Annotated in this window: 26 protein-coding genes and 1 pseudogene; 10 read left to right on the top strand and 17 right to left on the bottom strand. The window is 64.0% G+C overall.

Annotated elements, in window-relative coordinates:
• The first annotated feature begins 25 nt into the window (after positions 1-25).
• Positions 26-379 carry a hypothetical protein gene (locus ACCD03_RS01370; protein WP_413410604.1) on the top strand — a complete coding sequence of 118 codons (354 nt, stop codon included), beginning with the start codon at positions 26-28 and terminating at the stop codon, positions 377-379.
• A gap of 77 nt (positions 380-456) precedes the next feature.
• The gene (locus ACCD03_RS01365) at positions 457-603 is read left to right on the top strand and encodes a hypothetical protein (RefSeq protein WP_316675490.1); all 147 of its coding nucleotides are present in this window, start codon (positions 457-459) and stop codon (positions 601-603) included.
• A gap of 64 nt (positions 604-667) precedes the next feature.
• Here the strand turns inward: ACCD03_RS01365 and ACCD03_RS01360 are convergent, their stop codons facing one another.
• A complete protein-coding gene (locus ACCD03_RS01360) occupies positions 668-1,771 on the bottom strand; it encodes a sigma-54 interaction domain-containing protein (RefSeq protein WP_413410603.1) in 1,104 nt (367 codons plus the stop codon).
• Between the two features lie 541 nt (positions 1,772-2,312).
• Between ACCD03_RS01360 and ACCD03_RS01355 the strand changes: the two genes are divergently transcribed.
• From ACCD03_RS01355 to ACCD03_RS01340, 4 genes are all read left to right on the top strand, one after another.
• Positions 2,313-3,719 carry a sigma-54-dependent transcriptional regulator gene (locus ACCD03_RS01355; RefSeq protein WP_024978047.1) on the top strand — a complete coding sequence of 469 codons (1,407 nt, stop codon included), beginning with the start codon at positions 2,313-2,315 and terminating at the stop codon, positions 3,717-3,719.
• A 90-nt stretch (positions 3,720-3,809) separates the two neighbouring features.
• Complete coding sequence (locus ACCD03_RS01350) at positions 3,810-3,977, top strand: DUF1328 domain-containing protein (protein WP_004632450.1); 168 nt, start codon at positions 3,810-3,812, stop codon at positions 3,975-3,977.
• 69 nt (positions 3,978-4,046) lie between these two features.
• Entirely contained in the window at positions 4,047-4,352 is a 306-nt protein-coding gene (locus ACCD03_RS01345; protein ID WP_253540800.1) for a hypothetical protein, read from the top strand.
• 120 nt (positions 4,353-4,472) lie between these two features.
• Entirely contained in the window at positions 4,473-5,480 is a 1,008-nt protein-coding gene (locus ACCD03_RS01340; RefSeq protein WP_413410602.1) for a YihY/virulence factor BrkB family protein, read from the top strand.
• Positions 5,481-5,498: 18 nt separating this feature from the next.
• Here the strand turns inward: ACCD03_RS01340 and ACCD03_RS01335 are convergent, their stop codons facing one another.
• Both ACCD03_RS01335 and ACCD03_RS01330 read right to left on the bottom strand, forming a co-directional pair.
• A complete protein-coding gene (locus ACCD03_RS01335; protein ID WP_260781583.1) occupies positions 5,499-5,825 on the bottom strand; it encodes a hypothetical protein in 327 nt (108 codons plus the stop codon).
• A 137-nt stretch (positions 5,826-5,962) separates the two neighbouring features.
• A complete protein-coding gene (locus ACCD03_RS01330) occupies positions 5,963-6,190 on the bottom strand; it encodes a hypothetical protein (RefSeq protein WP_004632457.1) in 228 nt (75 codons plus the stop codon).
• Positions 6,191-6,550: 360 nt separating this feature from the next.
• Between ACCD03_RS01330 and ACCD03_RS01325 the strand changes: the two genes are divergently transcribed.
• Positions 6,551-8,146 carry a peptide chain release factor 3 gene (locus ACCD03_RS01325; protein ID WP_045205917.1) on the top strand — a complete coding sequence of 532 codons (1,596 nt, stop codon included), beginning with the start codon at positions 6,551-6,553 and terminating at the stop codon, positions 8,144-8,146.
• A gap of 54 nt (positions 8,147-8,200) precedes the next feature.
• On the opposite strand, the gene ACCD03_RS01320 is transcribed toward ACCD03_RS01325, so the two are convergent.
• The 11 genes from ACCD03_RS01320 to mdcA form a co-directional block, all read right to left on the bottom strand.
• Positions 8,201-8,494, bottom strand: a complete 294-nt coding sequence (locus ACCD03_RS01320; RefSeq protein WP_413410601.1) for a hypothetical protein — start codon at positions 8,492-8,494, stop codon at positions 8,201-8,203.
• Positions 8,495-8,501: 7 nt separating this feature from the next.
• Positions 8,502-9,125 (bottom strand): L,D-transpeptidase, encoded by a 624-nt coding sequence (locus tag ACCD03_RS01315; protein ID WP_413410600.1) that lies wholly within the window; start codon positions 9,123-9,125, stop codon positions 8,502-8,504.
• Positions 9,126-9,210: 85 nt separating this feature from the next.
• The gene (gene mdcH / locus ACCD03_RS01310) at positions 9,211-10,140 is read right to left on the bottom strand and encodes a malonate decarboxylase subunit epsilon (RefSeq protein WP_413410599.1); all 930 of its coding nucleotides are present in this window, start codon (positions 10,138-10,140) and stop codon (positions 9,211-9,213) included.
• Positions 10,137-10,772, bottom strand: coding sequence for a malonate decarboxylase holo-ACP synthase (locus ACCD03_RS01305; RefSeq protein WP_413410598.1), 636 nt, complete (start codon positions 10,770-10,772; stop codon positions 10,137-10,139). The genes mdcH and ACCD03_RS01305 overlap by 4 nt, the downstream gene beginning before the upstream one ends.
• On the bottom strand, positions 10,769-11,533 hold the full coding sequence (gene madM, locus ACCD03_RS01300; protein ID WP_232038835.1) for a malonate transporter subunit MadM: 765 nt from the start codon (positions 11,531-11,533) through the stop codon (positions 10,769-10,771). Before madM ends, ACCD03_RS01305 begins: the two co-directional genes overlap by 4 nt.
• 11 nt (positions 11,534-11,544) lie before the next feature.
• Positions 11,545-11,952: a malonate transporter subunit MadL gene (madL, locus tag ACCD03_RS01295; protein ID WP_045205634.1), complete on the bottom strand. Its 408-nt coding sequence runs from the start codon at positions 11,950-11,952 to the stop codon at positions 11,545-11,547.
• A gap of 348 nt (positions 11,953-12,300) precedes the next feature.
• Positions 12,301-13,131: a biotin-independent malonate decarboxylase subunit gamma gene (mdcE, locus tag ACCD03_RS01290; protein ID WP_413410597.1), complete on the bottom strand. Its 831-nt coding sequence runs from the start codon at positions 13,129-13,131 to the stop codon at positions 12,301-12,303.
• Positions 13,128-13,973, bottom strand: coding sequence for a biotin-independent malonate decarboxylase subunit beta (locus tag ACCD03_RS01285; RefSeq protein ID WP_413410596.1), 846 nt, complete (start codon positions 13,971-13,973; stop codon positions 13,128-13,130). Before ACCD03_RS01285 ends, mdcE begins: the two co-directional genes overlap by 4 nt.
• A 10-nt stretch (positions 13,974-13,983) precedes the next feature.
• Entirely contained in the window at positions 13,984-14,283 is a 300-nt protein-coding gene (locus tag ACCD03_RS01280; protein WP_316675514.1) for a malonate decarboxylase subunit delta, read from the bottom strand.
• On the bottom strand, positions 14,270-15,199 hold the full coding sequence (locus ACCD03_RS01275) for a triphosphoribosyl-dephospho-CoA synthase (RefSeq protein WP_413410595.1): 930 nt from the start codon (positions 15,197-15,199) through the stop codon (positions 14,270-14,272). The genes ACCD03_RS01280 and ACCD03_RS01275 overlap by 14 nt, the downstream gene beginning before the upstream one ends.
• A complete protein-coding gene (gene mdcA, locus ACCD03_RS01270; protein ID WP_253540779.1) occupies positions 15,199-16,887 on the bottom strand; it encodes a malonate decarboxylase subunit alpha in 1,689 nt (562 codons plus the stop codon). The genes ACCD03_RS01275 and mdcA overlap by 1 nt, the downstream gene beginning before the upstream one ends.
• Positions 16,888-17,052: 165 nt before the next feature.
• Here mdcA and ACCD03_RS01265 point away from each other — a divergent pair, with 165 nt between their 5' ends.
• Entirely contained in the window at positions 17,053-17,958 is a 906-nt protein-coding gene (locus ACCD03_RS01265) for a LysR substrate-binding domain-containing protein (protein WP_024978032.1), read from the top strand.
• Positions 17,959-18,076: 118 nt separating this feature from the next.
• Here the strand turns inward: ACCD03_RS01265 and ACCD03_RS01260 are convergent, their stop codons facing one another.
• Positions 18,077-18,256, bottom strand: coding sequence for a hypothetical protein (locus ACCD03_RS01260; protein ID WP_253540776.1), 180 nt, complete (start codon positions 18,254-18,256; stop codon positions 18,077-18,079).
• 361 nt (positions 18,257-18,617) lie between these two features.
• Positions 18,618-19,199: a J domain-containing protein gene (locus tag ACCD03_RS01255; protein ID WP_413410594.1), complete on the bottom strand. Its 582-nt coding sequence runs from the start codon at positions 19,197-19,199 to the stop codon at positions 18,618-18,620.
• A 136-nt stretch (positions 19,200-19,335) separates the two neighbouring features.
• Here ACCD03_RS01255 and ACCD03_RS01250 point away from each other — a divergent pair, with 136 nt between their 5' ends.
• Positions 19,336-19,680, top strand: coding sequence for an ArsR/SmtB family transcription factor (locus ACCD03_RS01250; RefSeq protein ID WP_252694031.1), 345 nt, complete (start codon positions 19,336-19,338; stop codon positions 19,678-19,680).
• Positions 19,670-20,188, top strand: coding sequence for an SRPBCC family protein (locus ACCD03_RS01245; protein WP_045205646.1), 519 nt, complete (start codon positions 19,670-19,672; stop codon positions 20,186-20,188). Before ACCD03_RS01250 ends, ACCD03_RS01245 begins: the two co-directional genes overlap by 11 nt.
• Before the next feature lie 77 nt (positions 20,189-20,265).
• On the opposite strand, the pseudogene ACCD03_RS01240 reads toward ACCD03_RS01245, so the two are convergent.
• Positions 20,266-20,397: pseudogene (locus ACCD03_RS01240) on the bottom strand (cytochrome c oxidase subunit II); the annotation flags it as partial.
• Positions 20,398-20,409 lie beyond the last annotated feature (12 nt).

The following is a 20,409-nucleotide window of genomic DNA, read 5'->3' as shown; positions in this document are numbered from 1 at the left end:
AGCATCACATCCCAGGAGAAACCACATGCGAACACGTTTCCTGACCGCTGCCCTCGCCAGCGCCATCTTCGGGCTTGGCATCGGCACGGCCGTCGCCCAGACGACGACCGCACCGGTCGACAACCAGGAATCCAGCAACTCCACCAAGGCGCCGGGCAAGCGCACCGACCCGCCGTCTTCGACTGCCGACCGCACAGCCAATACAGCGATGCCCGGCAGCGAGGCGGCCCCCGCCGCAGGGAGCGGCAACGACACCAGCAAGCCCATGCACAAGAAGTATCGCCATCACAAGAAATCGAAATCGAATTCGACCGTGCCGGGCGGTACCAACAGCGCGGGCGACATGTCGCACTCGGGCGTGCAGGCGGGGGGGCAATGACGCCGCAACGACCACCGGAAATTCCTACCCCGGTAGCTCGAAGCCAGGCCAGTAACGTTGAAAGGGAAGGGCTCGCCATGCCGATGACACTTACCACCGCCGTCCGCACGGGCCCGCGCGCCCGCGCGGAGACCGAACCCACTCCGCGCCGGCCGACGCCGGAACCGCAGGAGCGCCGCCGCCATGAGCATCCGGGCGAGCGCGCGCACGCGCATCCGCGCTAGAACGTCAGCGCGGATGCGGCGGGTGCGTCAGGGCCGGGGGGCGTTTGAGCTTGAAAGCGCGCGGTCAAGCCGCCATGGCGGCTGCTGCGGTGCTTTGATAGAGGTCGAGGCGGTTGTACAGCGTCTTCAGGCTGACGCCGAGCGTCTTGGCGGCTTGGCGCTTGTCACCATGAAAATGCTCCAGCGTGGCCAGGATCATTGCGCGTTGCGCATCCGCCAGCGTCACGCCCACCGACAGGCTGAGCACACCTTCCTTGACGGTCGGGCGCGCAGGGCCGCGTGCGGGCGCCAGCGGCGCGGCCAGTTCGACGGTTTTCTCACCGAGGATGTATCCGCGCTGCACGGCGTTGCGCAACTCGCGCACATTGCCGGGCCACGGCTGGCCCCGCAGTGCCGACAGGGCCTGGCGCGAGAACACCTTGTCGGTCTGGTGCGCAGCGTTGAACTGTGCAAGGAAGTGCAAGGCCAGCTCTTCAATGTCGTCCTCGCGATCGCGCAGCGGCGGTACCTGCAGCGGCACCACGGCCAGGCGATACATCAGATCTTCGCGAAAGGCGCCTTCACTCACCGCTTCCAGCAGGTTGCGGTTGGTGGCCGCGATGATGCGTGCGCGCGTCTGGATGGGCTCAGTGCCGCCCACCCGCATGAATACGCCGGTCTCCAGCACGCGCAGCAGCTTGACCTGCATCTCGACCGGCATCTCGGTAATTTCATCGAGGAAGATCGTGCCGCCGCAGGCATGTTCGAAATAGCCGATATGCCGCTGGGCCGCCCCAGTAAAGCTGCCCTTCTCGTGGCCGAACAGTTCCGACTCGATCAGGTTGGGCGAGATGGCGCCGCAGTTCACTGCGATGAACGCCTGGTCTGCGCGCGGGCTCATGTCGTGCACCGTGCGCGCAATCAACTCCTTGCCCGTACCCGATTCGCCCATGATGAGTACCGTGGCCAGCGTGCCTGACACCTTGCCGATCTGGTCGTACAGCGCACGCATCACGGGCGAGCGGCCGTAGAGGTGACCGAAATCCGGCTCGGCGATCGGTTGGGTAGGGGATGTTTCGGCGTCGGACGGCACGCGTTCGGTGTCGTCAAAGTCGGCCAGGGCAGGGGGATAGCGCAGGCGCCCGACGGTCACCGCGCGGTCGTCGGCGAAGGCTTCGCTCAAGGACATGGCTCCCTCGTGGTTGGTCGCGACGGGGACGTCCTGGCGAGCGGCTGCATCTTCAGCGATGCAGTCTTCGGAAGGCAGGGTACGTCGTCATCCCGTCACATTGTGTTGAAAAGTTGAGCCATTATCAGGGCCGCCCAAGCGCGTTGTATGTCGGGCATGCGCTGACGTTTCTCCCATCCTGTCGGCCAAACGCTGACAAGAAACGGGCCTGAGACGCAGATGCCGCGCGGGTTTCACATTTGTCATGCGGCGTAAGGTGTCCATTTCGGCCCGCAGGTGGCGAAGCGCTGACCTTCTCAACTATGCTGACTCCTGCGTAGTACCAGTGGCCCACCCTGGAGTGATGTATTCGATCCATTTCTTGCATGTGTGCGTGTAAAAATTACCGACCTCCGCGTTGACGACGCGGGCTGAAGCGCGTGATGGCGGAGGTTGTATTGGATGGAATACTTTTTGCACCTGCCGCCGGTCCTCTAGTCGAGCGGGCCGTTGTGCTCTGCATGACCGCCGGCACATAACCGGCTCATCCAACCAAATCGAGATGCCACATATCCTGATTGTCGAAGACGATGCCAACGCACGCGCCGCTCTAGGTGAGCTGGTGGGCGCCGAAGGCTTCACCACCGCGCTGGCGGGGTCGCTGCGCGATGCGCGCATTCAGATGTCGCGTCACAGCCCCGATGCCGTGCTGATCGACCTTGTCCTGCCCGATGGCAACGGCATGGATCTGATGGAAGACATCGCGCCGCACTCCGGCACCGAGATCATCGTCATGACAGGCCACGCCAGCGTGGAAACCGCCGTCGAGGCCCTGCGCATGGGCGCGGCCGACTACCTGGTCAAGCCCGTCAATTTCCAACGTTTGAAATCCGTACTGGCGCGCATCCCGCGCCCGGGCGATCTGAAAGCCGAGATCGGCAACCTGCGTGGTGAGCTGCGCCGCCTGGGGCTCTTCGGCCAGATGCTCGGCAATTCGACCGTGATGCAGACGCTGTATGACCAGGTCAGCCGCGTGGCGCCCACCGAGGCGACCGTGCTGCTGATTGGCGAATCGGGCACCGGCAAGGAACTGGCCGCGCAGACCATCCACGACCTCAGCCTGCGTCGCAAGCAGCCGTTTCTGCCGGTCAACTGCGGTGCCATTTCGCCCAACCTGATCGAGTCCGAAATGTTCGGCCACGAGCGCGGCAGCTTTACCGGCGCCGACCGCCAGCACAAGGGCTATTTCGAACGCGCCAACGGCGGCACGCTGTTCCTGGATGAAATTACCGAGATGCCGATCGAGCTGCAGGTGAAACTGCTGCGTGTGCTGGAAACCGGTGTGTTCATGCGCGTGGGCACCAACCGCGAGATCGACTCCGATGTGCGCGTGATTGCCGCCACCAACCGCGACCCGGAAGAGGCCGTGGCCGACGGCAAGCTGCGCGCCGACCTGTATCACCGCCTGAACGTGTTTCCGTTGCAATTGCCGCCGCTGCGCGAGCGCGGCAAGGATGTCGAGCTGCTGGCTCAACATTTCCTCGATCAGCTCAACGCGCAGAGCAATACCAAGAAGGCATTCCTGCCACCGGCCATGGAAACGCTGCGCGGTTATCACTGGCCGGGCAACGTGCGCGAACTGCGCAATTACGTGCAACGCGCATACATCCTGTCCGACGACGCCGGCATCGATACAGCCAACGTGCCGCTGCAGGTGTCGAGTACGCAGGTTTCGTCTGGTTCCACGCTGACGATTTCGGTAGGCACCTCGCTGGCGAGCGCCGACAAGAAGATCATTCTTGCCACGCTGGAACAGTGCGGCGGTGTGAAAAAGCGCGCGGCTGAACTGCTCGGTATCAGCCTCAAGACGCTCTACAACCGGCTGGAGGAATACGGCAACAGCAACGCCGACGACGGCGGCGACGGCAACAGCGCGGGCTCCGGCCGCGCGCATGCCACTGAGGCATAACCCGGACTCCTGGCGCGGTACGCGGCTTGCTGAACCAGTGGGGTATCCGCCCCATGGCGGCAAGCTCACTCAACTGCACAGGAGGTCACCATGCTGCGTTATGCAGTCGTCTTTTTCATCATCGCCCTGATTGCGGCCGTGCTCGGGTTTGGCGGCATCGCTGCCGGCGCAGCGAGCATCGCCAAGATCCTGTTCATGATTTTCGTGGTGCTGTTTGTGGTCAGCCTGATCTGGGGTCTGGTCGCGGGCAGAGGATGACGCCGGGATGATGCGCATAGCTTTCAACCCGGCTCTCACGATGCCACGCAACTCCAGGAGCGCTGACTGATGGAACCGTCTCAAACCAACCCGTTTCCCAAATCCGATACCAACGGCAACCTCATCCGCGGCGACGTGGCGCAAGCCGCCGAGCGTGTAAAGGCGACCACGGCACAGGCCATCGACCGCACTGCCGACGCAGCGGCCACCGCACTTGACGAGGCCGCTGCCAAGCGCGATCAGTGGCGCGCCTCGCAGCAGCGTCTGATGAGCGATGCGGCGGACTGCATGCGATCGCATCCGCTTGCGACGATCGGCCTGGCGTTCGGCGCAGGCTTTCTGATCAGCCGGTTGCTGGGCAGCGGTAACGACTGAGGGCGCAAGCCCTCAAGATTCCTCGCAGCCACGGTCGCGCTTGCGCGCGTGCCGTGCGCTGACTAGGCTCAAGGTCGAGGCCGGCACTGCGCCGGCCGCATCGCCTTGCAAGGAACCTCCATGCGCCCGGCTGCCTTCTTCGACCGCGACCTGCTCAAGCGCTCCGCCCAGGTGCTGATGGGGGCGGTGCGGCAGTGGTCTGCGCACCGCGCTGCGAGCAAGGGCGCGGCGCTGTCGTTCTACACGTTGTTCTCGATGGCGCCGGTGCTGGTGCTGGTCATTTCCATTGCCGGCTTGTTCTTTGGCGAACAGGCCGCGCGCGGCGAAATCTTTGGGCAGATCCAAGGTCTGGTGGGGGCGCAGGGCGCCTCCGCGGTGGAAGCCGTGCTCGCCGCTACCCGGCGCTCGGGCAGCGGCCTTTTCGCTGCAGTCACGGCCGTCGCGCTATTGCTGGTGGGGGCCACCACGGCCTTCTCCGAACTCAAGGACAGCCTGGACGAACTATGGGAGGTGCCGCCGCGCCAGCAGACAGGGCTCTGGGGCTTGCTGCGTTCGCGCCTGCTGTCGTTCAGCCTGATCCTGGTGCTGGCGTTTCTGCTGCTGGTGTCGCTCACCATCAACGCGGCGCTGGCGGTGGTGGAGCGCTTCTGGGGGGCGTTGTGGGCGGGCTCGACCTCGGGCATTGCGCTGCTGGTGGCGCAGGTGCTGTCGTCGGCGTTTTCGTTTGCAGTCGTATCGCTGCTGTTCGGCACCATTTTCAAAATGCTGCCCGAAACGCGTGTGGCCTGGCGAGACGTTGCTCTGGGCGCCATCGTTACGGCGCTGCTCTTCACGCTGGGCAAACACCTCATCGGTCTGTATCTCGGCAACAGCGCTGTGGCGTCGTCTTACGGGGCGGCGGGTTCGGTGGTGGCGCTGATGCTGTGGATTTACTACTCTGCCCAGATTTTCTTCTTTGGCGCGCTGGTCACGCGGCAATACGCGCTGCGATTCGGCAGCCGCCAGTACGAAGCGTCAGGTCAGACCGGTGCGGCGGCGCAGGCGGCGTTGCTCAACCCGGCGCTGGCGGCAAATCTCTCCAATGGTGGGACAGGGGCAACCCGCCCCTCCGCGCGCAACAGCGGCTAAGCCTGAGAAGACGCCAGCTCAATCCCGCGTCAACTGCTCCAGCAGCATTCCGGCCACGAACGCCAAGCCGATCGTAATGACCGGATGCTGACGCACGGACCCGCTTGCCTGTTCCGAGACATTTGCGTGCAGGTTCTTCAACTGTTCGGTGCGCTTGTCGAACTGCGTCAGCGCTGTGGAAAGAACGCTTGCCAGCCGGTCGATGCCTTCTGCCGTGGCATCTTTGACGCGCTGCGCGGTGTGATCGATCTGCGGATGCAGCGTGGTGACCGTCGCACCGTTGGCGCCGTTCGTACCGTTGGTTCCATTGCTGCTGGTGGGCGGCTTGGGGGTCAGTTCGGTCATGTCGGCCTCCTGAGTTGAGTCGTGTCAGCCAATCACAAGCAACCGCCATGCCCCGTCTCATGGCACCCGATCGTTGCGTGACGCCCAAAAGAAAAGGGCCACGACTGTGGCCCTCGACACGGTGAGGAACTACGCGACTAGCCGACCGTCACCACGGTCTTGCGCACGGCCCAGATTTCAGCTTGCAGGGCGAGTGCGGCGAGTGCCTGCAGGCTGTCCTGCGGCAAAGCCTTGATCCGTTTGCGGCGATTGGCGGCACGCTGCTGACGCGCCGCGCGCACGCTTTGCTCGTCGAGTTGCCACGCCTTGCGGGTGGTCTCGATGATGCGTTGCACTGCCGGATCGACAGGGATTCGACTACGCACGATGTTGGACTCCTTGCTTCTTTGCTTCTTTCGACGTCGCGGCGTACCCAAAGGCGGGTTTCGCGACGGCCTCCACAATACGGGAGCTTCATGACAACTTCGATAACATCGACTCCGAAAGGGTTGTCAGTGCATTCCCACAACGGGTTGGTCTCCTCCGTCCGGGGGACGGTTCCTAGGGAGTTTCCCCTGTTTGCCGCTCGGATCAGTCGATCTTAAGCAAGGGCGCCGATCGCGTACAATCTCGGCTGCCCGGATTGACAACTCTGATCGGGCAGTCCATCGGCCGCCGGGATGACCCCGCCAGCCAGCGCCCATGCCATGGGCGCATTCATCACTTCTCCCTTTCGGTTTTTGCCCGTGAGTACGCTGCAGCAGGAGATCCGGCGCCGCCGGACGTTCGCCATCATTGCCCACCCGGATGCGGGTAAAACCACGCTCACTGAGAAACTGCTGTGGTTCGGGGGCGCCATCCAGATGGCCGGCGCCGTGCGTGCGCGCAAGGCCAACCGCCACGCCACCTCCGACTGGATGGAGATGGAAAAACAGCGCGGCATCTCGGTCACGTCTTCAGTGATGCAGTTCCCGTACCGCAACGCCGGCGGCGATTACATCGTCAACCTGCTCGACACCCCGGGCCACGAAGACTTCTCGGAAGACACGTACCGCACGCTCACGGCCGTCGACTCCGCCGTGATGGTGATCGACTCCGTCAACGGCGTGGAAGCGCAGACCATCAAGCTGCTCAACGTCTGCCGCCTGCGCAGCACGCCCATTCTCACGTTCATCAACAAGCTCGACCGCGAAGGTCGTGCGCCCATCGAATTGCTTGATGAAATCGAAAGCGTGCTGCAGATCCAGTGCGCGCCGATGACGTGGCCGATCGGCATGGGCAAGTCGTTCAAGGGCGTGTATCACCTCGTGAACGATACGGTCCAGCTGTTCGACCCGAACGCCGACAGCGAGAAGGGCGCCACCGCCGGCCTGATTCAAGGCCTGGATAACCCCGAACTGGACCGCGTGCTGGGCTCGCAGGCAGAAGAGCTGCGCATCGACATCGAACTCGTGCGCGGCGCATCGCACACGTTCGACAAAGAAGCATTCCTGGCCGGCAAGCAGTGCCCGGTGTATTTCGGTTCGGCGGTGAACAACTTCGGTGTGCAATCGCTGCTGGATGCATTGGTCGATCAGTCGCCCGAGCCGCTGGCACGCCCCACCGAAACGCGCGAAGTCAAGCCGATGGAAGAGAAGTTCACCGGCTTCGTCTTCAAGATCCAGGCCAATATGGACCCGAAGCACCGTGACCGCATCGCCTTTGTGCGCGTGTGCTCGGGCCGCTTCGAGCGCGGCATGAAGCTGCTGCAGGTGTCGACCGGCAAGACGGTTGCCATCAACAACGCCATCACGTTCATGGCGCAGGACCGCAACACTACGGAAGAAGCATTTGCCGGCGACATCATCGGCGTGCCCAACCACGGCACGATCCGGCTGGGCGATGCCTTTACGGAAGGCGAGGCGCTCAAGTTCACGGGCATCCCGTCGTTTGCGCCGGAGTTCTTCCGCCGCGCGCGCCTGAACAACCCGCTGCGCCTGAAGCAGTTGCAGAAGGGTTTGCAGCAACTGGCCGAAGAAGGCGCCACGCAGATGTTCCGCCCGCTGGCGTCGAACGATCTGGTGCTCGGCGCCGTCGGTATCCTGCAGTTCGACGTGGTGGCGCATCGCCTTGAACACGAATACGGCGTCGATGCCATCTTCGAACCGCACGAGTGCTCCACGGCCCGCTGGCTGCGCGGCAAGCAGGAAGATATCGACAAGCTGATCGACAAGGCCGGCCACAACGTGGCCCTGGATGGTGCGGGTGACTACGTTTACCTGGCACCGAGCCAGGTGAATCTGCGCCTGACGCAGGAGCGCTTTCCGGACATCCAGTTCATGGAAACGCGGGAAATCGTCTAAGACGATTTGGCTAGAAGAAACGGGGCTTAGAGCCCCGTTTTTTTTTGCTCATCGTCAGCTTACCAGCCGCGTTCCGTCGATTACCGTTAGCCCCCAGACAATCAGAAACGGCGTGGACCACAGGCCCCTGGAAAGACGGCTCGCGCGCTTGACTAGCAGCGCCCCGATCGCGATGCCGCTCGTCAGCCAAGACGCGGCACACCACACCACATAGTTGCCCTGCGATTTGTACGCCCACATGGCGGCGGCAGGACTTTCAGCGCCGAAAGGGTAATCCTCCGGGGCGGTTAGGCCGCCCCAAAGTTCGATCGGGGTGATGAGAAACACAAGCGCGGGAATCAGTGCCAAGGCGAGCCTAATAGCGAACGTCCAGTTCCATGTCTTTGGCATAGAGCAGAAACTCCTTAGCGAACGACTCCATTGAATTGGTCAGGTCGATGCACCCAATGGAGCCGGGAAACCAGCCGCCGTGAATAGTGAAGTTGTTACGGCCGTACACGTTGGTTCCTGGGTCCGGGACCAATCCGACGCGTCGTGTCCCCCACGCGATGGTGCATCCGGGCCAGCGTCCCGCTTTGATACTGATGACGTTCAGTATGCAGGCAGCGCGGTTGATGGCAGGCGTTTCTTCCCATTTCTGCAAGTCCGACTGCAATGCGACATAGCTTCCTTCGGGAATGGGGCCCCTGTCCTTTAGCGATTGATGCTCCTTTCCGTTGAAACCGGGCTTTCCAGAGACCGCCGGCCAACGTCTCTCAACTTGCCCGTCTTCGATCCATTGCAAGGATTGGCCATCAAAGAGCAGCCGAGCTTGTCGACGCGAGATGCGCCACTCCACCTCGTCCAAATTGAGTAGCTTGACGATATCGCGCGGTGTGGGTGTCTTCGGAAGCTCGTCACCAAATCGGTCTTCAAGGAACGCCAGGTATTGACGGCGTAAGGCGTAATTCTCTGCAATGGCGTTCTCAAGAGGGCTCATAGGTCGATGCGTTCTTTCCGTAAAGAACACATCTTTCTATCGAGACCGGGAGAAGAGATATCGGCCGACTCTGAGTTCGATACGATCAGCTATCGATGCGACGTTGCCGTCGTATGCGGATGCGCGTTGCCTCCAGGCTGCCGGCGTCCAGTACATCGTCCGCAGCAAACACAGCCTGCGCCAGACGCGCCAGCGTGCCGCCGCCCGGCACCTCCACCGCCATGCGTGCGCCGCGTTCCAATGCGTGCTGCAGCGTGTCGTGCCAAAGCACGGGCCGCGCCATGTTCCAGGCCAGGTCTTCAACGATGAGGTTGGCGCGGAAGAGCGCTCGCGCCCGGCTGCTGCTGACGTAGGTGAGTTGCGGCGCGTGGGCCGTGATCTTTGCGGCGGCGGCAGCTAACTCGGCAGCCTGTGCACCCAGCAGCGGACAGTGTGATGGCACTGCCATGCACAGCCGCGTTGCCGTCGATGCGCCCGCCGCTTGCGCGCGCGCCATGACTTGCGTGAGCGCCGCATCGCTGCCCGCCACGACAATTTGCCGTTCCGCATTCAGGTTGGCGACATAGGCTGGCGTTGCGGCCGAGTTGACCTGCGCCACGATGGCGGCGACCTCGGGTTCGGTCAGCCCCGCCGTGACGGCCATGCCGTAGCCGCTCGGATACGCGTCTTCCATGAGTTGCCCGCGTAGGCGGACCAAGCGCAACGCATCGCTGAACTCCAGCACGCCCGCGACAACGGCTGCCGGCCACGCACCAATCGACAGGCCGGCCACCATGTCGGGCGCGGCGTCCTGCCGAACCAACGTGCGCGCCACCGCAACTCCGGCAATCAGCAGGCAGAGTTGAACGGCCACGGTCGACTGCAGTGCTTCTGTCGTATCCAGCGTGAGCGGGTCCGTACCCAGCACGTCGCCCGCTTCGGCCAGGGTCTGCACGACGGCCGGATCGACAGGCAACGCATGCAGCATGCCCGCACGCTGACTGCCCTGGCCGGGAAACATGAAGAGCACGCTCATGCGAGTTCGCTCCACGGGTCTGCAACGAGGTGTGGGCCGTGATCGGTCTTGAGCAAGGTCTGGCGGGGCGAGGTCAGCCAGTCGCGCCACGCGAATCCACCGCGCCCGGTGTCGATCTGCAGGTCGACACGGCATTCGGTTTCGGCCAGCACGTGCACGAGCTGATCGCGCTGCGCGGCCGACGGTGCATGCGGCATGCGCAGCACGAGATCGAGATCGCTGTCCGCATGCAGCACCGCCAAGCCGCTGGCGAGTGCAAAGCCGGCACCGCCGGTCGGGCCCCACGCCCAGCCCAGCGCGTCGAGTTTGGGCGCAAGCGCACGCAAGGTGCGCAGTGCCGCAAACGGCGCGTCGGGTGCGATGGAGGCCGTTGTGGTCGCCAGCGCTTCGGGCGAGAGCACGCGCGTGATGGCGTTGGCGGCGACGGTGGCTGCACAGCGTTCATGCCGCGCACCGCCGCGCAGGCCGACCGGCACTGCACCATTGCTGCCGCGCGGCGCCCTTCGCACAACGACGGGCGCGCCTTGCCGGCATGCTGCAATGGCCCAGTCCGGCAAGGGTGCGCCATCCGCCGCCATGGGGGTCTCAGACACCCAAAGCAGATCGTGCGCGCGCAGCAGCGTGGGTGTCATCGCAGCAATGCTTGCGTGGCCAGAAACAGAATCGACGGCCCGAGCAGGCAACCGATACCCGTATGGAACGTCGCCACCAGCGAGCCGTAGGGCACCAGGCGTCGGTCGGTGGCCGCCAGACCTGCCGACACGCCGCTGACCGTACCCGCCAATCCGCCGAACACCATGGCCGCGCGCGGGTTGTTCAAGCCCAGTGCCTTGGCCGCGAATGGCGTGCCGACCATCACCAGGATCGCCTTGACGAGCCCCGTGGCAATCGACAGCGCCATCACATCAGAGGTGGCACCCAGCGCTGCACCGGTCACCGGCCCGACGATGTACGTGACGGCACCCGCGCCGATGGTGGTGACGCTCACCGGATCGGTGTAACCGAAGGCGTAGGCAACGCAGGCGCCGACGATGAACGGCAGCACCGTGCCCAGCAGCAGCGAGATGGCGCCGATCATGCCCGCCTTGCGTGCCTCGGTTACCTGCACTTCAAAGGCCGTGGCAACGATGGCGAAGTCGCGCAGCATTGCACCGCCCATCAGGCCGATCCCGCCGAACAGCTTCAGGTCAGCCAGGCCGCGTTCGCCGCCGGTCTGCATGCCGCCCCAATAGGCGAGCACCAGCCCGATCATGATGGCGATGGCCGAGCCGTGCACGCGCCCAAACGTCAGCTTCTTGGACACCCACATCGACAGGCCCATGACGATGCCGACCAGCGCAAACGCCGCGACCAGCCCGTTGTGCTGCAGAACTTTCTCTAGCATTGACAGCATGGTGTGGCTCCTTAAGCGCGGGCTTGTTCGGATTCAGGCAGCGGGGGCAGGGGGCGCCGGTCTTCGGCGTTGCCTGTGCGGTTGATGAGTGCAATGCATACACCGCACACGAGTACCGCGCCGATGGCGCCGAGCAGTGCAACGGGGCCGCCGCGCAGTGCCGTCACCACGTTCTGCGTGGCCGCCATGGCCACCACGACCGGGATGTACATCGCGCCCCAGAACGAGACGCCCGCCTCTGTGGCGGCAGGCATGAGCCCGTGCCTGTGCAGATAGAGCCGCGCGAAGATGAGCAGCAGCATGGCGATGCCCACGCCGCCCACATTGGCCTTCACGCCGATGGCCTGGCCGAGCAGGTCGCCCAGGAAGAGGCCGGCGAGATGACATAGCGCCAGCAGGGTTGTACCGTAGATGATCACTTCTTTGTCTCCTGAAGGAACGGCGATGGCTCGCCTGTTGTGCGTGTTTTGGTGATCGAGGGTTGAGGACTTTGTTTTGCTTTGCTGGTGCATCCTTTGTTTCATCCCCTGCCGGGGCTGACTTACTTTCTTTGTCTTGCCAAAGAAAGTAAGCAAAGAAAGGCGCGCCCAAGATGGCGACTTCTCCTTGAATTTCTGCAACCGGGCGGGGAAGGGGAAAACTCGCTGCGCTCAGACAGTTCCCCTTCCTTTTTCCGCCCGCTTGCAAAAATTCAAGGCGCCATCTAGGGCAGGTACGGCCACACCGTCTGAGCGCTTAGGTTTGCGCCCTGCAGGTGTTTCTATTCGCTATGCGTTTGCTGGCTGCGCGTTCCATTGCTTGCGCAGGCGTTTACGTACTTCTGACGACGCGCTGCGCAGTGGCGCGCCCAGGCGGCTTTCCAGCCCGCGCGATGGGTCGGCTGCGATATCGGCCAGCGCCGCTGCAAGCGCGGTCTGCACGGTATCGACGTCACCTGCATCGGGCGCGTCGGCAGACTTCACCTTCAGCAATTTCCACAGCAACCCGAGCGACGCGAAGCTGGCAATGTCGTACGCCATGGGCGGAATCTCTTGCGCGAGGCGTTCCAGATCGGCGACCGAGCGCAGCGTTACGCGCGCCGCCGCCGCCTTGCCCATGGCGTGCACCATCACCTCGGCATCGTCCAGGGCGAGCAGTCGGTTGGCTTGATAGCCATGTGCCAGCAATGCGCCCGACATGGCGCGACCGACGATGAGGCCGATGACGGGGTGGCCGGCCAATCGGGCAGCCGCGTAGGCATCCGCAGCTGCTGCCAGTGCGAGGTGGATGCCGTAGGCCTCTTCCCGGCGCCCGTAGGCTTGGCTTGCCACATCGATGACGGCGATGATGGCGCGCTTCTTTTCCTGCCCCGCATCTGCAGTCATGGCATCGCGCACGGCACGCGCAAGCTGCCAGCCTTCGATGAGGCCGACTTCACCGTTGCGTGCGCGGGGGAAGCGGTTCTGGGCATCGGGCACGACGGCGATGTAGCGCGCGGGCTGACCTGCGAGCGCCGCATCGACGACTTGCAGCGTGCTGCCGTAGCCCGCCACCTGCGTGCCGCCGGCAAGCGTGCGCATCCAAGTCGCGCCGCGCGTGGAAAGTTCGTTCTGGCTCATGCGACGTCCTTTGCATAGTGCGTGCGCACATCTTCTGCCGTGGCTTGGCGCGATGTGTCGACGGCGTTGAGGCGTTCGAGGTAGTGATCGATCCGCTCGCTGCGCTGGTGCTTGGGTGCGCCGGCGCGCAGCCACTCGATCACCTGTGCGCGGATGGCGACGGAATCGTCTTCGATGCAGACATCGGCCAGCCCGGCGGCGGCGCGTTGTTCGCCGCCCGTCAGGCTCCAGATGAAGGGGCGATCGCGCGAGTCGTATTCTTCAATGCCGGCTTCCTGCTCGATCACCTGTGGGCCGTTTAACCCGAGGCGCGCTTCACGCGTCATCAGCAGGTAGCTGCACAGGCCTGCGGCGATGCTCATGCCGCCAAAGCAGCCGACTACGCCCGCCGTGATGCCGATTACCGGCCCGTACTCGCGCAGCGCACGGATGCCTGCGTGGATTTCAGCAATGGCGGCCAGGCCCAGGTTGGCTTCTTGCAGCCGCACGCCGCCGGTTTCGAAGACGATGACGGCGCGTGTGGGAATGCCGTTGCGGTTGTCTTCTGCCGCCAGTTCCAGCGCGCCGGCAATCTTGGCGCCGGACACCTCACCCATGCTGCCGCCCTGGAATGCGCCTTCAATGGCAAGCACCACGGCGGGCTGTCCGCCCAGCGTGCCGCGTGCCACCACCACGCCGTCGTCGGCCTGCGTGACGATGCCCTGCCGCGGCAGCCACGGCGAGGTCAATTGCTCGAACGGATCGAGCAGCTCGCGGAAGGTGCCGGGGTCGAGCAGGGCGATGGCGCGTCGGCGTGCATCGCGTTCGATAAAGCTGTCTCGTTCAATCGGGTTGCGCGACATGCGTGTCTCCTCAAGGCTGGGCGAGCGCTTCAAGCGCTTGCTCAAGCCGCAACCGGACCACGGCCGGTGTCGCGCCGAAGTCGTTGATGATGATCTTGGCCGCTGGCCACGTGTGCGAGCCGAACACACGTGCAAGCTGTGCCTGCCACGTCGCGCTCATGCCGTTGACGGATGTGGTGATGGCCACGTCGATCTGGCCGGCGCTGCCGGGGGTCAGCAGCACTTCGAGGTCGCCCGAGCCGACTACGCCGGCATACGCGCGGCGCCCAGCGGGTGCGCCGCCGGTGAACTGAAAATCAAGATGCTCCATGTTCGGTTTCCTGATGAGCGGATTCGATGTCGGACGCGGCGTGCGCGCTTGCGGGCAGGCGGTCGAGGAAGAGTGCGGCAGCCAGCAAGTCGGCCGCGCCGCCGGGTGACACGTGCAGCGCCAGCATGTCTTGTTCAAGCGTGCGGAAAGCGCGGCGGCCTTGTGCTGTTGCCAAGCCGCCTTCTGCGCGCACGGTGGCCGCACCGGTTTGCACGACGTGCAGTGCCTTGGCGCCGCCGCGTGCGAGCACGCAGGTGTCGTCAAGCGCGGCCATGACGGCAAGCAATGCATCTACGCGTGCATGGTCTTCGCGAATGCCTGCAGCACGCGCCTGGCGCAACGCCGGCAGCGCCACCTTGATCACATGCGGGAAGCCGGCGCTGGCCTGCCCCTTCGCACCGCCGACGCCATAGTCATTGCAGGCGCGCTCGCCCTTGTGGCCCGTGGAGACAGGCGCAAAGCGATCCGGAATGTTGGCCAGGCGTGCCGCGCGGCTTGCAACAGCGGCCGCGCCCAACGCATGCGGCGCTTGGCTCGCAGCCGTCACCAGCAAGCCTAGCGCCCAGATGGCGCCACGGTGCGTGTTGATGCCGCCCGTGGCATCGAGCATGGCCGCTTCGCCTTCGCGCCCCAGGCGGCCGATGCGCTCGCGCAGCGCGAGTTGTGCGCCGGCTTGCGTTTCGATCTGTGCGCCGGCCAACGCCATGGCTTCAAACGCCGGGCGCAGGGTTTGGGCGGAGTGCACCATTAGCGTCCAGTCGAGATCGTGATGCGCGCCGTTGCCACGCACATCCACAAGACCGGGTTTGGGCGACAGCGTTACCTCGTCGATGAGGGCGGACTCGACCAGCGCGGCCAACCGCTTTGCACGCGCTTTCGGGCTGGCTGGCAGAGGCCGTTGCAATGTCTTCTCCATTACCAGCTCCGGAAGCGTGCGGGCGGTTCGTACAGGCCGCCGGACCATTCGACCAGGTCGGCGATGCTCTTGGCGGCAAGCAGCTCGCGGCTGGCATCGCTGCGGCGCACGTCGAGGTCTTCGGGAAGGGCGATCAGGCCGTCGCGGCGCATCTGCTCGGTCTTGGACGTGTCGTGGCGCAGGCCGATCGACGTCACGCCCGCCACGGCGGCAATCATGGCGCGCCGCTCTTCCAGCGAGCGCGCCTTGTAGAGATATGCAATGCCGTCTTCGGTGAGCAGATGCGTGACGTCGTCGCCGTAGATCATGATGGGCGCGAGCGGCATGCCGCTTTGCTTGGCCACGGCCACCGCGTCGAGCGTGTCGACAAAGGTCGGCTTGCCGCCTTCCTGGAACGTCTCGACCATCTGCACGACGAGCTTCTTGCCGCGCTCGAGCATCGTCACCGGTTCGGTCATGTCGAGCCACGCAGGCGTGGCGTGGCGGCGGCCGCGCGGGTCGTGGCCCATGTTGGGCGCGCCGCCAAAGCCGGCCAGGCGCCCGCGCGTGACGGTGGACGAATGCCCGTCGCCATCTACCTGCAGCGTCGCGCCAATGAACAGGTCGACCGCATACTGGCCGGCGAGCTGGCACAGCATGCGATTCGAGCGCAGCGAGCCGTCGCGGCCGGTGAAGAACACATCGGGGCGCGCGGCCACGTAGCGTTCCATGCCGAGTTCCGTGCCGAAGCAGTGCACGCTTTCCACCCAGCCCGATTCAATGGCGGGAATGAGCGTCGGGTGCGGGTTCAGCGTCCAGTTGCGGCAGATCTTGCCCTTGAGGCCCAGGCGCTCGCCATACGTCGGCAGGATCAGCTCGATGGCGGCGGTGTTGAAGCCAATGCCGTGGTTGAGCGACTGCACGTTGTGCCGCTGGTAGATGCCGCGAATCGCCATCATCGCCATCAGCACGTGCACGGGTTTGATGAGGCGCGGGTCGCGTGTGAACAGCGGCTCGATGTAGAACGGCTTGTCGGCCTGCACGATGAAGTCGACCCACGAGCCGGGAATGTCGACGCGCGGCAAGCCGGCCGGATCATCGACGATCTCGTTGACCTGCACGATGACGATGCCGTCGGAAAACGCGGTGGGCTCAACCAGCGCGGGCGTGTCTTCGGTGCTCGGGCCGGTGTAGATGTTGCCGTCGCGGTCGGCCTTGAAGCCGGCCACCAGCGACACGTTGGGAATCAGGTCCACCACCAGCCGCGCATACAGCTCGATGTAGGTGTGGATGGCGCCAACTTCCAGCAGCCCGTCGGCCAACAACTGGCTGATGCGCAGGCTCTGCGGCCCCGCAAACGAGAAGTCCAGCTTGTGAGCGATGCCGGCTTCGAAAATGTCGAGGTGTTCGGCCCGGCTCACGCTCGGCATGATCATGTGCAGATCGTGCAGGCGCTCGGGGTTGACCTTGGCCAGCGAGCGCGAGAGGAAATCTGCCTGCTTCTGGTTGTTGCCTTCCAGCACGACACGATCGCCCGGGGCGAGCAGCGCTTCGAGTGCGGCGACGATATCGCTGGTGGGAATGACCTTGCCGTTGGCAATACGCCGGGCTGCAGTCAGGCGGCGTTCTTTCTCATCGCGCCGGCGGCGCCATTGGGGCGGGATGGGTGCGTTGGCCCCGTTTGCCGATTGGGTGGGCATCGGTTGCATTGGGTGGCGTCTCCAGCCTTGATTGATTTGATGCCCTGTACCGTAGGCGGGAACCCCGTGCGCTTCAATCAACCTAGACGCAGTTTCATTAACTTGAAGTTAATGAAACAATGGCCGATTCTGATAGCAGCGCGCCGACAGAACGCGCCCGGACAAGACCCAGCCATGGCAATCGATGAAGACATCACCCTGAAGAAGCTGGAGGTGTTCCAGTCGTTCATGACGCTGGGCAACATGGCGCGTGTGTCGGAAGCGCTCGGGCAAAGCACGGTGAGCGTGCACCGCGCGCTGCATTCGCTGGAGGAAGGTTTGCGCTGCCCGCTGTTCAAGCGCGATGGCCGCAAGCTGATTCCGCTGTCGACCGCCTATGTGTTTGCAGAACACGTGGAGCGCATCCTGGCCGAGTGCGAAGCCGGTGTGCGCCGCACGCGCGAAGCGGCGGGGTTCTCTTCGACCACGCTGAAGATCGGCGGGCTGTATTCGATGACGGTGGGCACGTTGCCGCGCATCTTTGCGGGCCTGAAGACGCGCCGCTCCGCGCTCGACATCGAACTCACGCTGGGCTCAAACCGCAGCCTGCTCGCCAAGCTGGAAGACGGCCAGCTCGACGCCATCGTCATCGCACTGGGCGAGCCGCTGCGCAATCCCGATCTGCTGACCGTGCCGATGTTTGCCGACGAGATCCTGTTTGCCGCGCCGCTCGGCTCGCCGTATGCGTCGTCAGCGGAGATTGACTTGCAAACCGTGCGCAGCGAAAAGTTCGTCGCGCTCGGCGACGATTTTGCGACGTATCACGATTTCATGGCCGCCTTCGACAAGGCCGGCTTTGCGCCGCAGATTGCCCTGCGCGTGGGCGATATCTTCTCGCTCATGAACCTCGTTAGCGGCGGCATCGGCTACGCGTTGCTGCCCCGTCGCGTGGCTGATTTCAGCCCCAAGGTGCAGCTGATTCCGCTGGCCGCGCGTTATGCGATCAGCCAGCACATCGTGCTGGTGATGCAGCGCAATCGCGAGCGCGATCCGAACCTGTTGGCGTTGTCGGCGGAGTGTCGTTTGCTGGGCGCGAGGTAGCGCGGGCCGAGCGGCGCACCAAGCTTCAGGGTGATGGGTGGGCGAGCCCAGGCAAGCCCCGCACCGATGCTGCAACATCGGCGCGAGTAGACCTCATGCGCCTGGGTCGCCCATGAAGTCAGCGTTGTTGATCCGGATGTTCTGGCGCAGGCGTCGCGCCTGTATCGCACGTGTTGCCCGCGGCGTTGCGGCTGAACATCGCGCGCAGGAATCTACGCGCAGACAGCACGCCTTTCTGATATTCGCTAAGCGCGTCGCCAGCAGGTGAGTTGGTGGCGTGGGAGATCGAGCGGGTCACGGCATTCCTCTTCATGTGATGAGCGGAACCGCGCCCAACCCTTGGGAGGGGTGGGCGAGCACAGGCAGGTTTGGAACACCGAGACATAACGATCGGCACGGCCGAAGCCGTACAAGCCTGGCTCGCCCAATGAGGGAGACGAAGCCAAGCCATAGCGGTTGAGGACAAGCACCTATGCCCGGCGCTTGCCCGTTATGTCCGAGGGTTCCAAGCCTCGATCGCTTTCTCTATGGCACGGAAAGCGATGGCGCAGAGTGTACCGATGGCTGCTTCGTCTGAGCAGGGGCGAAACTATAAATCAGAATCGGCGTATGCCCGGTCGGATGTGTCCCGACGCTCTACGCTCGTGAAAACTCGGCAGCTATTGACGCAGGCCAAACAACCCTTGCCAGAACGTCTCGAACGCGCTTGAGTGCCGCTGGGGCGAAGTCGCTTCATCGGGTTGGATCGTCGATTCACTGTCGGGCGTGTCTGTGGTGGCCGCGGTGTTGCGCCGTGCTTCCTGCAAGGCCCACACGCTGTCGGCGATGCGCGCGGCAAGTTCTGCATCGCAGTCCCGGCCAAGCAGCACGCCGAACAGGACGTCGCGATTGTGGCCCTCGTCGGCAAAGCGCATGGCCGTGGCGACCATCTTTTCGTAATGCTCCTGCGCAAGGCGCTCGCGCTCGCGTTGCGCTTCCCGCTCCTGTGCTTCCTGCGCATCACGCTCCGCTTGCCAGCGCTGCATTTCCTGCGCGAAGACCTCGTCGTACACGCGGCGCTGTTCAGCGTCGGAGAGGATGGCGTAGGCTTCGCGAATTTCCTGGAACGCCGCATAGGCCTCGGCTTCGCGGCCGAGGTTGCGGTCGGGATGCCACTTCATCGTGGCGCGGCGGTAAGCGCGCTTGATTTCGTCCAGGGTCGCGTCCGGCTGCACGCCGAGTGTCGCGTAGATGGTCGTCATGTGCGGTGTGGCTGCTGCCGGGGGGAAGGTCATCCTAGCATGGGTGTGTGTGCATGCTGACCGGCCACCCGCCTGCGTTACAACATGCTGTCGAACCCGGTTGCATCAACGCATTCTCACGTATATAGTTAGCCAAATGGATAACAATGGAATTGCGCTAGACGCGGTATTTCACGCGCTTTCGGACCCAACGCGCAGGGCGGTTATTCAGCGGCTCGGCGAAGGGCCCGCGACGGTGAGTGAGCTGGCAGAGCCATTCGACATGGCGCTGCCGTCATTCATGAAGCACATGCGGGTGCTGGAAGGCGTCGGGCTGGTCAGCTCGCAGAAGAGCGGCCGAATCCGGACGTGCACCCTCGAGCGCAAGAAGCTGGCCGCAGCCGAGCGCTGGTTTGAGAAGCAGCACGCGATCTGGGCGAGCAGGTACAGCAATCTGGACAACCTCTTAGAGAAACTCCAAGGAGAAAACAATGAAGGCTGATCTTCGGTTTGATTTCCTCGTCGACATGCAAAAGAGCAGCCTCACCGTGAGGCGAGAGTTCGCGGCGAAGCGCCAGCTAGTGTGGGATTGCCATACAAAGCGCGAATTGCTCGATCAGTGGTTTGCGCCCAAGCCGCTCGCCACCAAGACCAAGCATATGGAATTCAAGGAAGGCGGCTACTGGCACTACGCCATGATCACGCCCGATGGAGAGTCATTCTGGAGCCGTCTGGACTATCAGAAGATCAACCCGATCGACAGCTATGCGGCCATTGATGGTTTTTCTGATGAAACCGGCGCCGTGAATCCGCATATGCCTCGCGCCCGCTGGGATGTCACCTTTGCCGATGCGAACGAACGCACCCTCGTCACGACTGTGGTGCTGTACAACTCGCCGGAAGATGTGCAGAAGGTCATCGACATGGGGATGAAAGACGGCATGACCTCCACCATGGAGCGGCTCGACGAACTGCTGCTCACCTTGGCCGTGCCAGACGCGCTGGCCTGAGGCAGCGCTCGCAGATGAAAACGCCCCGACTTGTTCGGGGCGTTTTGCGTTGGGCGTCGGGCGTTGGCCGCTGCGCTTCAGGTGACGGTCAATGTTCCATTCATCGTCTCGTGGCCCGAGCCGCAGAAGATGTCGCACAGGAAATCAAACGTGCCGGTCTTGTCCGGCGTGAGCGCCAGCCGCACGGTCTGCCCCGGCACGAACGCCGCAGGGGCGCACAT

It is taken from the genome of Ralstonia sp. Ralssp135, assembly GCF_047304345.1.
Taxonomy (GTDB): domain Bacteria; phylum Pseudomonadota; class Gammaproteobacteria; order Burkholderiales; family Burkholderiaceae; genus Ralstonia; species Ralstonia chuxiongensis.
Note: the sequence above shows the minus strand (reverse complement) of the source record. Positions and strands in the feature narration are given on the sequence as shown.

Excerpts from the sequence above, each read along its gene's own strand:
- ACCD03_RS01370 (WP_413410604.1), top strand. The coding sequence starts at position 26 with ATGCGAACACGTTTCCTGACCGCTGCCCTCGCCAGCGCCATCTTCGGG.
- ACCD03_RS01365 (WP_316675490.1), top strand. The coding sequence starts at position 457 with ATGCCGATGACACTTACCACCGCCGTCCGCACGGGCCCGCGCGCCCGC.
- ACCD03_RS01360 (WP_413410603.1), bottom strand. The coding sequence starts at position 1,771 with ATGTCCTTGAGCGAAGCCTTCGCCGACGACCGCGCGGTGACCGTCGGG.
- ACCD03_RS01355 (WP_024978047.1), top strand. The coding sequence starts at position 2,313 with ATGCCACATATCCTGATTGTCGAAGACGATGCCAACGCACGCGCCGCT.
- ACCD03_RS01350 (WP_004632450.1), top strand. The coding sequence starts at position 3,810 with ATGCTGCGTTATGCAGTCGTCTTTTTCATCATCGCCCTGATTGCGGCC.
- ACCD03_RS01345 (WP_253540800.1), top strand. The coding sequence starts at position 4,047 with ATGGAACCGTCTCAAACCAACCCGTTTCCCAAATCCGATACCAACGGC.
- ACCD03_RS01340 (WP_413410602.1), top strand. The coding sequence starts at position 4,473 with ATGCGCCCGGCTGCCTTCTTCGACCGCGACCTGCTCAAGCGCTCCGCC.
- ACCD03_RS01335 (WP_260781583.1), bottom strand. The coding sequence starts at position 5,825 with ATGACCGAACTGACCCCCAAGCCGCCCACCAGCAGCAATGGAACCAAC.
- ACCD03_RS01315 (WP_413410600.1), bottom strand. The coding sequence starts at position 9,125 with ATGAGCCCTCTTGAGAACGCCATTGCAGAGAATTACGCCTTACGCCGT.
- mdcH (WP_413410599.1), bottom strand. The coding sequence starts at position 10,140 with ATGAGCGTGCTCTTCATGTTTCCCGGCCAGGGCAGTCAGCGTGCGGGC.
- ACCD03_RS01305 (WP_413410598.1), bottom strand. The coding sequence starts at position 10,772 with ATGACACCCACGCTGCTGCGCGCGCACGATCTGCTTTGGGTGTCTGAG.
- madM (WP_232038835.1), bottom strand. The coding sequence starts at position 11,533 with ATGCTGTCAATGCTAGAGAAAGTTCTGCAGCACAACGGGCTGGTCGCG.
- mdcE (WP_413410597.1), bottom strand. The coding sequence starts at position 13,131 with ATGAGCCAGAACGAACTTTCCACGCGCGGCGCGACTTGGATGCGCACG.
- ACCD03_RS01285 (WP_413410596.1), bottom strand. The coding sequence starts at position 13,973 with ATGTCGCGCAACCCGATTGAACGAGACAGCTTTATCGAACGCGATGCA.
- ACCD03_RS01280 (WP_316675514.1), bottom strand. The coding sequence starts at position 14,283 with ATGGAGCATCTTGATTTTCAGTTCACCGGCGGCGCACCCGCTGGGCGC.
- ACCD03_RS01275 (WP_413410595.1), bottom strand. The coding sequence starts at position 15,199 with ATGGAGAAGACATTGCAACGGCCTCTGCCAGCCAGCCCGAAAGCGCGT.
- mdcA (WP_253540779.1), bottom strand. The coding sequence starts at position 16,887 with ATGCAACCGATGCCCACCCAATCGGCAAACGGGGCCAACGCACCCATC.
- ACCD03_RS01265 (WP_024978032.1), top strand. The coding sequence starts at position 17,053 with ATGGCAATCGATGAAGACATCACCCTGAAGAAGCTGGAGGTGTTCCAG.
- ACCD03_RS01255 (WP_413410594.1), bottom strand. The coding sequence starts at position 19,199 with ATGACGACCATCTACGCGACACTCGGCGTGCAGCCGGACGCGACCCTG.
- ACCD03_RS01250 (WP_252694031.1), top strand. The coding sequence starts at position 19,336 with ATGGATAACAATGGAATTGCGCTAGACGCGGTATTTCACGCGCTTTCG.
- ACCD03_RS01245 (WP_045205646.1), top strand. The coding sequence starts at position 19,670 with ATGAAGGCTGATCTTCGGTTTGATTTCCTCGTCGACATGCAAAAGAGC.